Genomic DNA, 16,445 nt, shown 5'->3' with positions numbered 1-16,445 from the left:
GCGCACAGCCTTGCCGACGTAGTTTCTGAGAATCTCTCAGGTGGCTCCCGGCCTAGTCAGCACGATCTGAGGGAGCTGACCTAAGAAAGCCGTAAGAATCTGGTGTTCCCCCCCGGGGCTACGCCTTGCTCAGTGCGATCTTCAGGCCCAGCTCCTCGTCGACATCGGTGGGCTCGACCACCGCGCCATGGGTGAACTCGACGGCGAGGACCTCGCCTGCGATCAGCTCGGCGTGCGCGTCGACGGCGTCGCCGAGCTGGCCATCGGCCTCCACGGTGACCGTGATCCGGTCGGTGATCTCCAGGCTGGCCTTCTTGCGGGCGTCCTGGACGAACCGGATAACCTCGCGGGCCAGGCCGGCGAGCACCAGTTCCGGGGTGAGTTCCAAGTCGAGCGCGACGGTCTCGCCCTGCTCGTTGACCACGGACCAGCCCTCACGCGGGCGCTCGGTGATGATCATGTCGTCGGCGGTCAGCTCCACGTCCTCGCCCTCGAACTCCATCACGGCTCGCCCGGCGTCGCGCAGTCGCCCGGCGAGCCAGGCCGGGTCGAGCTCGGCGATGGCCTTGGCCACCAGCGGTGTGCGCTTAGCGAACCGCTTGCCGAGGCTGCGGAAGTTGCCCTTGGCGGAGAAGTCCACGAGGTCGCCGGCCGAATCGAACGACTCGATGGACTCGACGTTCAGTTCGGCCTTGACCTCATCCTGCAGCTCCGGCGAGAGTTTGGCGAAGATCCGCGACGGCACCAGCATCCGGCCCAGCACCTGGCGTACCTTCATCTTGGACTCGGCACGCGCGGAGCGCCCGAGCTCGACGGTGCGCTGGGCCAGTTGCATCGCCTCGGTCAGCTCTTCGTCGAGTAGGGACTTATCGGCCACCGGCCAGGAGGCGAGGTGCACCGAGCTGGGACCCTCCGGGTTGGCGGCGTAAAACAGGTCCTGCCAGACGCGCTCGGTGACGAACGGCATGATCGGCGCCAGCAGGCGCGTGAGCGTGTCGAGCGTCTCGTGCAGCGTCCACAGCGCGCTGGGGTCGCCGTGCCAGAACCGACGGCGGGAGCGACGCACGTGCCAGTTGGACAACGCGTCGATGAACGCGGCCAGGGCCTGCCCGTAGCGCTGGGTGTCGAAGTTCTCCAGCGCCTCTGTGGTGTCCAGGATCAGCTGCTGCGTGGTGGAGGTGAGCCACCGGTCCAGCACGTGACGCTCCCCGACGGCGGGCGCGTCCCCCGTCGGCGTCCACCCTGCGGCGCGGGCGTAGAGCGTGTGGAAGGCCACGGTGTTCCAGTAGGTGAGCAGCACTTTGCGGACGGTCTCGCCGATGGTGACGTCGCCGACGCGGCGGGCCGACCACGGGGAGCCCGAGCAGGCCATGAACCAGCGCACGGCGTCGGCGCCGTGGCGGTCCATCAGCGGGATGGGTTCGAGCACGTTGCCCAGGTGCTTGCTCATCTTGCGGCCGTCGTCGGCCAGGATGTGGCCCAGGCACACCACGTTCTTGTACGAGGACTCGCCGAACACGAGCGTGCCCACCGCCATCAGCGAGTAGAACCAGCCGCGGGTCTGGTCGATCGCCTCGCAGATGAAGTCCGCCGGGTAGCGCTCCTTGAACACCTCTTCGGAGCCCTCGGCATGCGGGTAGCCCCACTGCGCGAACGGCATGGAGCCGGAGTCGAACCACGCGTCGATCACCTCGGGCACCCGGCGCGACTCCTTGCCGCAGGTGGGGCAGGCGAACGTGATGTCGTCGACGAACGGCCGGTGCGGATCCAGCTCGGACTGGTCCGTGCCGGTCAGCTCAGACAGCTCCGCGCGAGAGCCGACGCATATCTGGTGGTCGTCCTCGCAGCGCCAGATCGGTAGCGGGGTGCCCCAGTAGCGGGTGCGCGACAGCGCCCAGTCGATGTTGTTGTCGAGCCAGTCGCCGAAGCGGCCGTGCTTGATGCTCTCGGGGTACCAGTTGGTGTCCTCGTTCTCCGCGAGCAGCTGGTCCTTGATCTGCGTTGTGCGGATGTACCACGACGGCATCGCGTAGTAGAGCAGCGCGGTGTGGCAGCGCCAGCAGTGGGGGTAGCTGTGCGTGTAGTCCAGCTTGCGGAACATGAGACCGCGCGCGGTGAGGTCGTCGACGATGAACTCGTCGGCGTCCTTGAAGAACTTGCCGCCCACCAGGCTCAGCCCCTCCTCGAAGGTGCCCTCCTTGGTGACGGGGTTGACGAACGGCAGCCCGTAGGCGCGACACACGGCCATGTCGTCCTCGCCGAACGCCGGCGCCTGGTGGACCAGGCCGGAGCCGTCCTCCGTCGTGACGTACTCGGCCAGCACCACGAAGTGCGCCTCGGTGGGGAACTCCACCAGCTCCAGGGGGCGCTGGTAGCTCCACCGCTCCAGCTCGGTGCCCTGGAACGAATCCGTGAGCGTCCAGTCCCCGCCCAACACCTGCTCGGCGAGCGGCTCGGCGATGACGAGCGGGCGCTGGCCCTGCTCCTGCAGTTCTTCCGACGGCACGGCCACCCGGTAGGTCACCTCGGGATGCACGGCCACGGCCGTGTTCGACACGAGCGTCCACGGCGTCGTCGTCCACACCAGCAGATCGACCTCGCCGGCGAGCGGGCCGGAGGTCAGGGGGAAGCGCACGTAGATCGACGGGTCCGTGACCTCCTCGTAGCCCTGCGCGAGCTCGTGGTCGGAGAGCGCCGTGCCGCAGCGAGGGCAGTAGGGGGCCACGCGGTAGTCCTCCTCGAGCAGGCCCTTGGAATGGATCTGCTTGAGCGCCCACCACAGCGACTCGACGTACTCGGGCGTCATCGTCACGTACGCCTCGTCCATGTTGACCCAGTAACCCATGCGCTCGGTCAGCTCGGAGAACGCGTCGACGTGGCGCAGCACGGATTCGCGGCACTTGGCGTTGAACGCCTCCACGCCGTAGGCCTCGATGTCGGCCTTGCCGGAGAAGCCCAACTCCTTCTCGACGGCCAGTTCGACGGGCAGGCCGTGGCAGTCCCAGCCGGCCTTACGCTCCACGTGGAAGCCGCGCATGGTCTTGAAGCGCGGGAACATGTCCTTGAACACGCGGGCCTCGATGTGGTGCGTGCCCGGCATGCCGTTGGCGGTGGGCGGACCCTCGTAGAACGTCCATGGCTCGCCGCCCTCGGACTGCCTCAGGGACTCGTCGAACGTGCCGCGCTCGGCCCAGAGCTTCAGGATGTCGTGCTCGAGCGCAGGGAAGTCGACCTGGGCGGGCACGGAGCGGTAGCCGGGGGTGGTGCTCATCGGTGGTTCCTTCGTCGTCGGTGTCGAAGGGACGAGCCGTAGCCCGCGGTACCACCCTCCTTGGGCGCTGTGCGCCCCGCTTTATTCATGCCGCAGCCGGTTCTACTGAGTGGTCGCCCACCGTTCTTCCGGCAGCTCCGGGGTGATGGCCCCATCTTCGCCGTGCGGTCAGTGCCATTATGCGCCCGCCCCGCCGTCGGACTCAACCCCACCCGCGTCCCGCCCTCACGCCCGTGAGCAATTGGATGGGGTCACGGGCTTCGGAGGGCTTTTTTCCCGGCGTGTCGCGCCGTGACCCCATCCAATTGCTCACGGGCGTGAGGGCGGGACGCGGGTGGGCCCAACCAGTGGCACCATAGGGCGGGTGAGGAGGTGCCGCCGTGGCGAATGCTGAGCACTGGCGCCATTGGGCGACCATGCGTGGCCTGCAGTTCTTCCCCGCCTGGGAGGCGATGAACGGCGCCTTCCGGGGCGGCGGCATGCACCTGGGCGGCCACCGGGCGATCACCCTGGGCTGGTCCGGCTCCTTCTCTGGGCTGCCCTGTTTCGGTTTCCGGGCGACGGCGGGCTCAGACCCGGCCGGGCACCTCCACGTCGTCGGCATCCGGGTGCCCGGCGTGCGGTTCCCGTGGCTCAGCATCGAGGTGGCGGACTTCACCGCCCGCGGCCCCGGGCTGCCCATCGAGGCGGAGTTCGACCTCGCGTGGCGCGTCAGCTCAGCCCACCCCCAGTTCGCCCGCGACGTGCTCACCGAGGCGATGCGTCAGGTGCTGTCCACCGCGTCGGCGGACTTCTCCGAGATCTGGTTCGAGCACGACGCGATCCTGCTCAGTGCCCGCGGCCGCGTCGACCCCGAGCACGTCGACCGCTACCTCGCCCTGCTGCGCGGCATGGTGGATGCCTTCGATTCCCGCGTGCTCGACGCCATCCGCCCCCGCCCGTACCAGCGCGCGCTCCCGTCGTACCCCGCCGCGGCGACGCCCGCGCTGCGCGCCGTCGCCGCCCGCCCCGTGCAACGGCTCGGCACGAGCTGGCAGGAATGGGCCGGCCTGCGCGGCTGGCTGTACTACGCCAACGCCCGCGAGATCGTGGAGCGCTTCAACCAGGGACCGGTGCCCGCGGGCCGCTTCGCGCACGGCTTCGTCGGCCGCTTCGGTGACCTCCCGTGCTTCGGCTGGCAGTGGGTCTCGGGCCCGGACGGCACGAAGGTCCGCCAGGTGATGTGCGTGCGCAGGCCGGGCATGACCATGCACCCCGTGCGGCTGACCGCCGAGAATGAGCTGCTCAGCGAGTTGATCGGCTCCAATGACATCGAGGTGGGCGACCCCACGTTCGACGCCCGCTGGCGGGTCACATCCTCAGATGCCGAGGCCGCCCGTCGGCTGTTGGGGCCCGCCGTCTGGCGGTTCTTCACCGCCCCCAACACTCTGGAGTTCAGCCAGTTGTGGTTGGAGCGGGAGGTCGCCGCGGTGGTGATCGACGGCCCTGTGCGCCGCGAACACGTTGACGGCTACCTGCGGTTCCTGCACGACATTGTCGGCGCGGTCGCCCACGGCGTCGGCGCCGCCGGCTGAGCAGAAGCCCGCTGGTTGAGCAGAAGCCCCGCTGGTTGAGCCCGCGAGTTCTACGAGCGGTGTCGAAACCCGGTGGGTTGCCAGCCAACAGTGATCACCGCTGTGCTCACCCGCTGACAGCTGGGCCTGTGGGTGCCTGCGCTGGGCGAGGGCAGCTATCCGCGCCAGGTGGGCTAGGGCCGCCGTCGGCTGGCGGGCCGGATGCCGGAGCAAGTGACACTACGGCTGCTGGATCCTCGTAGTGGCAAGTCGAGCGGCGACTACGCCGCACCAAGTGCCACTTCGACCTCCTCAGTTTCGTAGTGGCTCTTCCTGCGGCGAGGCGCCCTGAATCAACCGTCGCCAGGCGGAACTAGACTCGGACAGCATGACGATCTTCAACGTGCCGCTCGACGAACTGCGCCAGCGCGGGACCATCAAGTGGCGGCGTTTTGAGCCCGACGTGCTGCCGATGTTCGTCGCCGAGATGGACGCGCACATCGCCGAGCCCGTCAGGGAGCGGCTCGAGCGGGCCCTCCGCGAGGGCGACACAGGCTACCCCCAACTGCCCAGCTACCAGGAGGCCCTGGCGGACTTCGCGCAGTGGCAGTGGGAGTGGGCGCTGGACCCCGCCGACGCGATGCTCGTGGCCGACGTCGTCACGGGCATGCGCGAGGCAGTCGAGGCGTTCTCCGTGCCCGGCGGCAAGGTGGTTATCAACCCGCCGGTCTACCCGCCGTTCCGCGGCGTCTCGCATGACCGCGAGATCGTCGCCGTGCCCATGACCGACGGCGGGCGACTCGACCTGCCGGCGCTGGAGGCCGCGTTCGCCGAGCACCGCCCCTCGCTGTATCTGCTGTGCTCGCCGCACAACCCCACCGGGGCCGTGCACACCGTCGATGAGCTGCGCGAGGTCGCGCGGCTGGCTGAGGAATACAGCGTGGTGGTGACCTCCAACGAGATCCACGCCCCGCTGGCCGGCGCGAAGCACACCCCCTACCTGAAGGCGACCCCGGAGGCCCGGGCCGTGACGGTCACCTCGGCGTCGAAGTGCTGGAACCTCGCGGCGCTGAAGGCCGCCCTCATCGTCGGCCCCGCGGAGTTGCGGGGCAAGATCAACCCCATGGCGCCGGATTCGGCGTCCTACTTCGGCATCCTCTCCCACTCGACGGCGATGCTGGAGGCGCGGGACTGGCTGCAGCAGGCGTCGGCCGAGGTCGCGGAGAACAAGGTGTTCTTCGCCGGGGAACTCGCACGGCAGCTCCCGCAGCTCAGCTACACCCCGTCCGAGGGCACCTACCTGGCCTGGCTGGACTGCAGCCCCCTCGGGCTGGAGCACCCCGGCAGGCACTTCCACGAGGTGGGGCGCGTCCGGTTCAACTTCGGCGCGGACTTCGCTCCCGAGGCGACGCAGTTCGTGCGGGTCAACCTGGCCTCCTCGCGTGAGATCATCGCGGAGGGCATCAGGCGGATGGCCGCCTCTCTCAACTAGTTTCCGGAACCGGAACAGCATAATCTTCTGCCTGAGCCGAATTGAGGAGTAAGACGATGTCGCAACCCATGGCTGCGTGGCGCGCCACCTACACGCCGGGCCAGTGGCTGGCCCTGGCGGGTCCCAGCACGCTGGTGGTCATGACGCCACCTCCGGCGCGCGCCGCCGCCACGGTCAATGAGTTGTGGTTGAGCGTGGTGCAGGCCGGGTCGCTCGACGCGTTGCTGAAGCTGATCGCAGACGTCGGGCTCGACGCCCTGCCTGATCTCGGCGCGTTCCACTGGGACGACGAGGGGCTGCACGGCATCGCCCGCGGCCGCGTGCGGGTCATCGACACCGACGACGGCAGCGTCGCGCTCGACGGCGAGGGCACCGTCACCTGGCGCGAGGAGGGACTCGGCCGCGAGCGCAACCTCGGCGTCACCCTGGAAGACTTCAACCCCGAGGAGGCCCTGCAGCTTCCTCTGGTGGTGGGCGCGGCGACCGTCTCGGCGGTGTTCCTCACCACTGATCCCGCTGCGCTGGTGCGCTTCCCGGCCGCAGGCGAGGAGGCCCCCGCAGACGAAGAGCCGGCCGCGCCTCAGGACGCGCCGGTGGTGACGCCGCCCCCGGCCGCCACCGATGTGCCCGTGGAGGCGACTTCGGAGGAAGCCCCCCTCGAGGAGGCGGTGCAGGCGGAGGAGGTTGCCCCCGTCGAGGACGTCGCTCCCGTCGAGGACCCCGCCCCCGTGGAGGAGGGACCCGCCGAAGACGAGGCCCCCGCCGAGCAGGAGCCGGCCGGGCAGTCCGAGGCTGCGCGGGCGTTCGACGACGAGCCCATGCAGGAGGCACCTGCCTCTGAGGAGTTCGAGCAGGATCCCGACGCCATGGGGCCCAGCTCCGAGGAACTCGCCGCCGCGCTGTCCGGAGCGCCTGCCGCGCCGCCCGTCGTCCCGCCAGTCCAGGCGGAGGCCCCGGTGCCGCCGGTGACGCAGCCGATGGCCCAGCCCATGTCGATGTCGTCTCCCGGTTCGGACCGCTCGGATCCGGTGGTCGTGCCGCGCGAGTTCGGCGAGGTGGAGGACGACGGTGGCACCATCTTCTCCACCGGCCTGGCAGCCACCCACAAGCCGGCGCCGCCCAGCGAGGAGCGCCCTGACCCTCAGGTGCTCGCGGTGCCCTGTGCCAACAACCACCCGAACGCCCCGGGAAGCCGCACGTGCCGCATCTGCCAGTACCCGGTGGATTCGTCGAACCCGCGGCTCATCCGCCGCCCCACGCTCGCCGGCGTCCACACCAACCGCGGCGACTTCGCCGACGTCGTGGCCGGCGTGATCATCGGCCGCGCGCCCGATGCGTCCAAGGGCCCTTCGGGCAGCCACCTCATGCGGGTGGAGAGCCCCAGCAACGACATCTCCCGCAACCACCTGCTGATCACCACGCAGGACTGGAACGTGCACGTCACGGATCTGCACTCCACCAACGGCACCACGGTGCTGCCCAACGGGGAGCCGCCGTTCACCCTGCGCGACGGCGCGTCGGTGCAGGTGGGGATCGGCACGGTGTTGGACCTCGGTGACGGGGTCTCGCTGAGGATCGAACCGCCTCGCGGCTGAACTGAAGGGGGCTTGGGGATATGACTGACGCGGTACCAGGGGAAGCCAGGCAGGCGTCCCGGCCCCTGCGCATCCTCGCGAGGTTCCTCCGCCGCTCCTGGCAGGCGCTGCTGGTGGTGCTGCTGGCCGTGGTGCTGGGCGTGGCTGCCTATCTCAGCCCGGGGCTCGTGCAGGCGGATGTGCACCTCGACGAGGGCACGGTCTACGTCGGCAAGCGCGACCTCAACCTCATGGGCACGGTCAACGCGCAGATCGACGAGTTGTCCGCCGCCACCACCACCGGCGACTCCCGGTTCCGGATCTTCCAGCACGAGGAGAACGTGCAGGCGTTCCTGCCCCAGTCCTCGAACATCCACCCCTATTCCCCGGGCCGCAACATCCTGGAGCGCGCCACCAAGATGCCGCCCAACGCGGAGGTCCAGCAGGTGGGGGACCACCTGCTGGTCTATGAGCAGGAGAACGGCAGGGCCTGGTTCGGTTCGCTCGAGGACATGCTGCAGATCGACTTCCTCCGCGACAAGCCTGATCTGGAGGTGGGCGAGTACGGCGTGGTGACGCTGACCACCAGCGGCAAGGCCATCGGCCTCAACCCCAACGACGCCACCCTGGTGCGTCTCGAGGGTGAGGCCATCGTCACCACCCCCGTCCCGATCTCTTTCGACGCTGAGGCCCGCAACTTCGAGATCTCCGCCGTCGGTGACAACGCCGTCGTGCTGGACCGCACCAACGCCCAGATCTGGGTTGAGGGCATGCCGAAAGCGTTCACGATCAGCGGTCAGTCCCAGGCGCTGCTCCTCCCGCCCGTGGCCGACGTGCTGGGCGGCGAGGACGGCGCCCGCGCCCTGTTCGCGAACCCGGCCGGTCTGGGCGCGGTCACGCCCGATGGCTTCCGGTCCATGTCCGGCTACATGGACATGACCCCCGTGCGGCCCATCCAGGTGGGTGAGTGCATCTACGGCGCCTTCTACGCGGGGGCCGGCGAGGGCAGCATCGTCAAGCGGTGCGAGGGCGAGGAGCCCGTCATCACCGAACTGGGCGAGAACCTCCGTAGCGACGGCGCGCAGTTGGAGTTCCAGGCCAACCGCACCACTGTCGCCCTCAACGACATGTCCAACGGCACCGTCTGGCTCGTCGACCGGGGCACCGTGATCCTGCCGGAGGACTGGGAGAACGTCCGGCCGCAGGTGGTCGACGAGGAGAGCGACTACACGGAGGGCGACCCCGCCGTCCAGCCTGACCGGACCAAGGACAACCGCGACCCGGTCGCCAAGGACGACCAACTCGGCGCACGAGCCGGCCTCTCCACGATCCTGACCGTGCTCGACAACGACACTGACCCGGACGGCGACGTGCTCACCATCGGCGTGGCCGACGGGATGCAGCTCAACGGCGCCACCGTGCAGCCGGTGCGCGGCGGGGCCGGGCTGCAGATCACCGTCGACTCGGACGCCAGCGGCGTCATCGAGGTGCCCTACACCGTGCACGACGGGCGCGGCGGGGACGACTCGGCCACCGCCTTCGTCACCGTCTACCCGCAGGAGGCCGACGGCGGCAACCAGGCCCCGTATCTGCGCGGCACCCGTTCCATCGACGGGGAATCCGTCCCCGGCCCCCGGCCGCTGGAGGTCACGCTGGGCGACAGCGATGTCGCCTACCGGGCACTCCTCGACTGGCGCGACCCCGAGGGCGACCCCCTCATCCTGGTGGGCGCCACGATGGACGAACAGTTCGACGACATCGTCGACTTCCGCCCTGACGGCGAGATCACCTACACCGACGTCGGCAAGGACCCCGGCCCCAAGGTGATCCACGTCACGGTCGCGGACCGGCACGGCCAGGAGACCACCGGAGAGATGCACGTCAACGTCTCCGAAGAGGTCATCCCGCCCACCACCTTCGGCGACTTCGCCACCACCATGGAGGGCGAACCCGTGATGGTTGAGCCCCTCGCCAACGACATCCGCGCCATCAACCTCACCGAGGTCAACGCGGAGTGCGGCGAGTGCGTGGACGCGTCGCTGGCGGACAACCGCTTCACGTTCACCGCCGAGGAATCGGGCACCTACTACGTGGATTACAGCGTCAACAACGGCGCCACCGGCCTGGTGCGCATCGACGTGCTGCCGCGCCTCACCAACCGCCCACCGGTGGCCGTGGGCGACGAGGCGCACGTGCCCGCCATGGGCTCGGTGACCATCGATCCGCTGCTCAATGACACGGATCCCGACGGCGACGTGCTCGTCATCCAGACGGTCACGGACGTGCCACCCTCCCTCAACGTGACGATGGAGCGCCGCACCCTGCTCAACATCGAGGCCACCACGGAACTCGAGGGCAACGAGAGCTTCCACTACTGGGTCTCCGACGGTGGGGAGGCCGTCCGCGGCACCGTCCAGGTGGTCAGCACCGCGGCCGCCGATCAGATCGGGCCCCGCACGGAGGACGACGTGCTGCGCGTGCGGGCCGGTGCCACCGGCGCAGTCAAGGTGTTGGAGAACGACACCTCACCGGATGGCCGGGACCTCACGATCGCCCCCGAGCTGATGGACAACCCCTTCGGGGAGAACGCCTGGGTGGAGGGCGACGCGGTGCGCATCAGCGTGCCGGCGGGCGCGGCGCCCGGCGTCAGTCAACTGAGCTACCGCGCGATCGACAGCGCCGGCGAAGCCACCGACGGCATCATCAGGGTCACCGTCGTCTCCGAGGAGGCCTCGAACGCGGACCCGCCGCAGCCCCGCCAGGTCATCGACCGCGTGCTGGCAGGCACGACCACCCGCATCCCCATCCCGCTGGACGGGATCGACCCCCAGGGCGATGCCGTGCGGCTCGTCGGCCTGGGCTCCATCCCCAGCCTGGGGCGAGTCCTCAACGTGGGGGAGCGGTACTTCGAGTACGAGGCGTTCCTCACCTCCGCGGGCACGGACACGTTCCAGTACAAGGTGGTCGACAGCCACGGGGTGGAGGCCCTGGGCGAGGTGCGCATCGGCGTGGCGCTGCCCACCAAGATCAACAACAAGCCCATCGCGGTGATGGACGAGGTGCGTACCCGCCCGGGTCGCCAGGTGCAGATCGCGCCGTTGCTCAACGACTACGACCTCGACGGCGATCCCATCATGTTCGCCAGCGAGGAGCCGGCCCGGATGCAGGCGGAGATCCCGGTCACGCTGACCAACGACACCGAACTGGTCATGGTCGCCCCGCAGGAGGCGGGCGACTACGACGGCAGCTACGACATCATCGACGAACGGGGCGAATTCAACACCGGCCAGCTGAGGGTCACCGTCGACGAGGAGGCGCCGCTGCTGGCTCCCATCACGCGCGACGACCTGGTGGACGTGGCGATGCTGGCCGACAAGGAGTTCGTCGAGGTCGACCCCCTGGCCAACGACTACGACCCCGACGGACCCAGCGAGGACCTGAGCGTCGGCATCCCGGGCGAAGACCCGGACGACGAGTTGGCTCCGCGCTTGACCGACGAGGGCAACGTGTCCATCGGGGTGCGCGACGTGATGCAGCAGGTGCGCTACGTCGCGGTCGACGGCGACGGGCTGGAGACCAGCGGCGTGATCACCGTGCCGGGCCGCGGCGACGTCGTGCCGGTACTCAGGGAGCTCAAGGAGCCCATGAAGGTGCGCGCCGGCGAGGAGTTGCGCATCGAGATCAACGAGGTGGTCGACGGCACCCAGGGCCGTGACGTCGAACTCCCCAGTAACGACGAGATCCGCGGCTATCCACGCGGACAGGCCACCGCGGACGGCCCCTCCGTGGTGAAGTTCATGCCCGACCTGGGCTACCACGGGCGCGCCGTCGTCGTGTTCCTCGTGCGCGACGTGGTGCCCGCCTCGGACACGACCACGGCACGCGAGGCCTACATCTCGATCCCCGTCGACGTGTTGAAGGCTGAGACCACCTCCAACTCGACGGATCAGGGCGAGGCCTATCTGCTCAACGCCGCGCCGGAGCTGTTGACCACCAACCCGGTGCTCGAGGTGGGCGCCGCGGAGGAGGAGCAGAGCGTCGACGTGACACGCTTCTTCCGCGACCCGGAGGGCGACAGCGTCAACCTGCTGGAGAAGCCGCGGGTGGTGCGCGGCGAGGCCGGCATCGTGTGGGAGGCGCGCGGCAACCGCATCCACGCCCGCGCCCTCGACAGCGCGCGCAAGGGCGAGTCCATCGTGCTGTCCGGCACGGTGGTGGACGGCTCTGTGGACGCGAACACCGCCCACTTCGAGCTGACGATCATGGTGGTGGCGTCGAAGTTCCAGAAGGTTTCCGCCAAGGACATCGTGGCCGAGATCAACGCCGGCGACACCCTGCCTGTGCCGGTGTTGGGCAGCGTGACGAGCTACCTGCCGCACGACAAGACGGTCTTCCTGGAGGGTGCCAGCGTGATCAGCGGCGGCGGCTCCGCCGTCGCCAACACCGACGACGGCACCGTGACCATCACCCCTGCCCAGGGGTTCCACGGCACGATGATGGTCAGCTACACGGTCAACGACGCGCTCCACGACCCGGATCGTCGCGTCAACGGCCGCATCCAGGTGCGCGTGCGCGACGTGCCCGGCCAGCCCGGCCATCCGTACGACATCACGCCGGGCGACGGCACGGTGACGTTCAAGTACAACTCCACCGGCACCGGCGGCGACGACGCGGCCAACGTCACCGCCACCACGATCGCGGTCAGCAACACCGGAGGGACCGTGCCCGGCACCTGTGGCCGCGGGGTGTGCACCATCAGCGGCCTGAAGAACGGGCATTCCTACACCGCCACCGTGCGGGAGGCGAACTCGGTGGGCGAGTCGCAGGATTCGGCCGCCTCAGCCAGTTTCATCCCCGACGCCCAGCTCCTCCCGCCGGAGGCGGTCAACGCCGCCACCGGCGACCGTGGCCTCACCGTCTCGTGGACGCACAATCGGATCACATCCTCGCCGCACGGTTCCAGCGGCGTGAAGGAGTACCGGATCCGACGCTACGTCGGCGGCGTCGAGCAGCCGGACAGCCCGCAGGTCACCAACGCCACCACGCGCACGCTGTGGTGGGGCAACCTGACCAACGGGCAGGTCTCCCAGTTCACGGTGGAGGCCGTCAGTAACCACGGCGTCGTGGCCAACGCCGCCCACTTCGACTCCCCGCCGTCGGTCTTCTCCAACCCCGAGTACCCCGCCGGCCCGCCGATGGGCAGCATCGGCGTGACCCCCACCGCGATCCGGGACAACGTGGGCGGTGGTTTCCGCGTGACGTTCACCACCTCGGCGGTGGACCCCAACGGTGACCCCATCGCGCAGTACCGCGTGGTGCCCATCACAGGTGGGGCCGAACGCACCGGCCAACAGCAGATCGTGACCCCGGGGGCAGGAGCCACGCACGAGACCACCATCTACGGCATGGGCACCGCGCCCACCACGTTCCGGGTCTACGCCACCAACCGGCACAGCGAGGTGGCCCTGGGCATCTCGGATCCCCCGATCATCGCGTGGGCGCTGCCCAAGCTCACCAAGGTGGAGGCCGTCGCCGGTGACAAGAGCATCACCGTCAGCGCCGAACACAACATGCCGAGCAATTCGCCTGGCCAGGTGCAGTACAGCCTGGGTGGCGGATGGTCGAACCTTCCCGGCAACGGCATGATCACCGGCCTGGTCAACGGGCGGAACTACACGCTCAAGGTGCGCGCCGTGCTGGAGGAGATGGAGTCGCCCCACGAGACGCGCACCGATCTCCGGCCCAAGGGGGCGGCGCCCAACGCACCCGGCAACCCACGCGTCGAGTTCCTGGACCTGGATACTGCACGGGCCACGTTCACCATCGACCCTAACAACTGGGAGGCCACCAACGGCTACGACCCGCAGGGCTACCGTTTCTGTCTCACCAGGACCTCCGGCAGGTGCCGGGGTGAGACCACCAGCGGCGCGGTGGACGTCCCCTACGGCGAGTCCATGATCCGCTGGAGCCACGGCGATCACGGTGGGCTCATTCCCGTGAACCCCACCGCGCCGCGGGAGCCGCGTTTCGACGGCGGGGTCCTCTCGTTCGAGTTCCGGCACCTCACCCGTGGCGGCGAGTGCGTCGTCGTGCCCAACGGCGACGACTCAGCCGCGGAGCGGTACACGGCCGGCGACGACGGGGTGCTCACCCTCAGCAAGCAGATCTATGTCCAGCCGCCCGTGGAGTGGGTGACCCCCGAACCCACGGATCCGGAGGCGCCCGCTCCGAAGCCGGTCCCCTCCACCCCCGCACCAGTACTGGCAGACTTTGTCGACGTCAGATGCACCCTCCAGGGAGTGACCTATTCCTGGAGCAGACTGAGATGACCTGGAACGAAGGAAGAAACCAGCCGTGAATCCCGAACAAGCCCGATGGTTCGGCGAGAACTTCGCCAACATCGTCGCCAACGTTGAGCGCGTCATCATGGGCAAGACGGAGGCGGTGCGCCTCGCGGTCACGTGCATGCTGGCCGAAGGCCACCTCCTCCTCGAGGACTACCCGGGCACCGGCAAGACGACGCTGGCGCGCGCCATCGCCCAGTCCGTGCAGGGCACCAACAGCCGCATCCAGTTCACGCCGGACCTGCTGCCCTCAGACGTGACCGGCGTGACGATCTTCGACCAGAAGGCCGGCGAGTTCGAGTTCCATCAGGGTCCCATCTTCGCGTCGATCGTGTTGGCCGACGAGATCAACCGCGCCTCGCCCAAGACGCAGTCCGCGCTGCTCGAGGTGATGGAGGAGGCCCGCGTCACCGTCGACGGCCAGTCGTACAACGTGGGGCAGCCGTTCATGGTGATCGCCACGCAGAACCCCATCGAGCAGGCCGGCACCTACCGGCTGCCCGAGGCGCAACTCGACCGCTTCCTGATGAAGACCACCCTCGGTTACCCGGATCACGACGCCACGCTGCGGATCCTCGCCACGGGCGGCAGCCGCCCCCGTTCGACGGCGCTGCCGTCGGTGCTGTCCACCTCGCAGGTGGCGGAGATGAGCCAGTTGGCCGCCTCGGTGCACATCGAATCCTCGGTGTTCGATTACATCGCCCGCCTCACGGAGGCCACCCGCCACGTCGACGACGTGCGCCTCGGCGTGTCCATCCGTGGCGCGCTGGCGCTGGTGCGCACCACCCGCGTGTGGGCCGCGTCGCTGGGCCGCCACTTCGTGGTCCCGGATGACGTGAAGATGCTCGCCATCCCGTGCCTGGCGCACCGCCTCATCCTTGACCCGGAGGCCGAGTTCAACGGCGTGCAGGCCGTGGACGTGATGGCCGAAGTGGTGGGCGCGGTGCCGCCGCCGACGGAGCGTCAGCCCGCCTGATGACCGCCACCCCCGCACGGTGGGAGGCCCCAGAGGTTGTCGACCCACCCACATTCGACGTCGCGCGCCGCTTCTTCAGCAAGGTGCGCGACGTCACCGGTCTGCGCACCAGCGGTTGGATCGCGTTGGCCGGTGGGTTGGCGTGCCTGGCGTTGGGCCTGGTGTTCGGGTGGCTCGAGTACACCGTGGTGGGCGTCGCGGCGGTGGTCACAGTGGGTGTGTGCCTGCTGTTCACCATCGGCCGCCCGTCTCTGGAGGTGGGGTTGCAGCTCGCGGGCCGCTCCGTCGTGATGGGGGAGCCCGCCCGCGGCGAGCTTGCCGTGCGCAACACGGCGCAGCGCCGCCACTGGGGCTCCCGGCTCGACCTTCCCGTCGGCCCCGTGTCGACGAGCTTCTCGCTACCCTCGCTCAAGGCGGGGGAGGTCTCCCACAACCAGTTCCGGATCCCGACGGACCGGCGCGGCCTGATCACCGTGGGGCCCGCGCAGACCGTGCAGGGTGACCCGTTCTCGCTGGCCGGCCGCTCCACGTTCTGGACGGAGGAGCTGGAACTCTACGTGCATCCCCGCACCGTGGCGCTGCCCGGCCGGCAGACCGGCTTCGTGCACGATCTCGAGGGGCACGCGTCGACGCACATCACGTCGGCCGACATGAACTTCCACGCGCTGCGCCCCTATGTGGCCGGCGACGACCGGCGCCACGTGCACTGGCGCTCCACCGCCCGCGCCGGGCAGTTGATGGTGCGACAGTTCGAGGAATCGCGGATGTCGAGGGTGCTCGTCGCGCTCGACACGGGTCGCAGCGCCTACCTGGACGAGGACGAGTTCGAGCTGGGCGTCTCATGCGCCGCCTCCGTGGCGCTGCAGACGCTGTACTCCGAGAGCCCGTTGGCGCTGCTGACCCCGCGCGACACTCTCATCACGGTCACCCCCACGCGCACCCTGGATGAGTTGTCGCTGGTGGAGCAGACCACCCGCGGCGGGATCTCGGATCTGGTGCACGGGGCCGTCCGGCGCGAGCCCGGCGCGTCGGTGGCGGTGTGCATCACCGGCTCCACCGCCACGCTGTCGGCTCTGCGTCAGGCGTGTTCGCGCTTTGATGTGGACACCCGCGTGGTGGGGATCCGCGTCGAGGAGGGCGCCGAGTTGCGCGCCCGCTCCGCCGGCAACGTGACGGTGATCCAGGTGGGGGCGCTCGAGGATCTGCCCCGCGCGATGCGGAAGGCGATGCAGTGA

Annotated in this window: 7 protein-coding genes; 6 read left to right on the top strand and 1 reads right to left on the bottom strand. The window is 69.3% G+C overall.

Going from position 1 to position 16,445, the window contains the following annotated elements; genetic code table 11:
- Positions 1-118: 118 nt before the first annotated feature.
- Positions 119-3,271: an isoleucine--tRNA ligase gene (ileS, locus tag BN1186_RS08115; RefSeq protein WP_040283571.1), complete on the bottom strand. Its 3,153-nt coding sequence runs from the start codon at positions 3,269-3,271 to the stop codon at positions 119-121.
- Positions 3,272-3,651: 380 nt separating this feature from the next.
- Between ileS and BN1186_RS08110 the strand changes: the two genes are divergently transcribed.
- From BN1186_RS08110 to BN1186_RS08085, 6 genes are all read left to right on the top strand, one after another.
- Entirely contained in the window at positions 3,652-4,845 is a 1,194-nt protein-coding gene (locus BN1186_RS08110) for a hypothetical protein (protein WP_040283570.1), read from the top strand.
- Between the two features lie 367 nt (positions 4,846-5,212).
- A complete protein-coding gene (locus tag BN1186_RS08105; protein WP_040283569.1) occupies positions 5,213-6,316 on the top strand; it encodes a MalY/PatB family protein in 1,104 nt (367 codons plus the stop codon).
- Positions 6,317-6,372: 56 nt separating this feature from the next.
- Complete coding sequence (locus BN1186_RS08100) at positions 6,373-7,911, top strand: FHA domain-containing protein (RefSeq protein ID WP_052459947.1); 1,539 nt, start codon at positions 6,373-6,375, stop codon at positions 7,909-7,911.
- Between the two features lie 20 nt (positions 7,912-7,931).
- Positions 7,932-14,219 (top strand): Ig-like domain-containing protein, encoded by a 6,288-nt coding sequence (locus BN1186_RS08095; RefSeq protein WP_040283568.1) that lies wholly within the window; start codon positions 7,932-7,934, stop codon positions 14,217-14,219.
- Positions 14,220-14,244: 25 nt separating this feature from the next.
- Complete coding sequence (locus BN1186_RS08090; RefSeq protein WP_040283567.1) at positions 14,245-15,210, top strand: AAA family ATPase; 966 nt, start codon at positions 14,245-14,247, stop codon at positions 15,208-15,210.
- Positions 15,210-16,445, top strand: a complete 1,236-nt coding sequence (locus BN1186_RS08085; RefSeq protein WP_052459946.1) for a DUF58 domain-containing protein — start codon at positions 15,210-15,212, stop codon at positions 16,443-16,445. The genes BN1186_RS08090 and BN1186_RS08085 overlap by 1 nt, the downstream gene beginning before the upstream one ends.

It is taken from the genome of Tessaracoccus massiliensis, from assembly GCF_000826065.2.
Lineage (GTDB): Bacteria > Actinomycetota > Actinomycetes > Propionibacteriales > Propionibacteriaceae > Arachnia > Arachnia massiliensis_A.
This window is presented reverse-complemented; position numbering and strand designations above follow the sequence as displayed.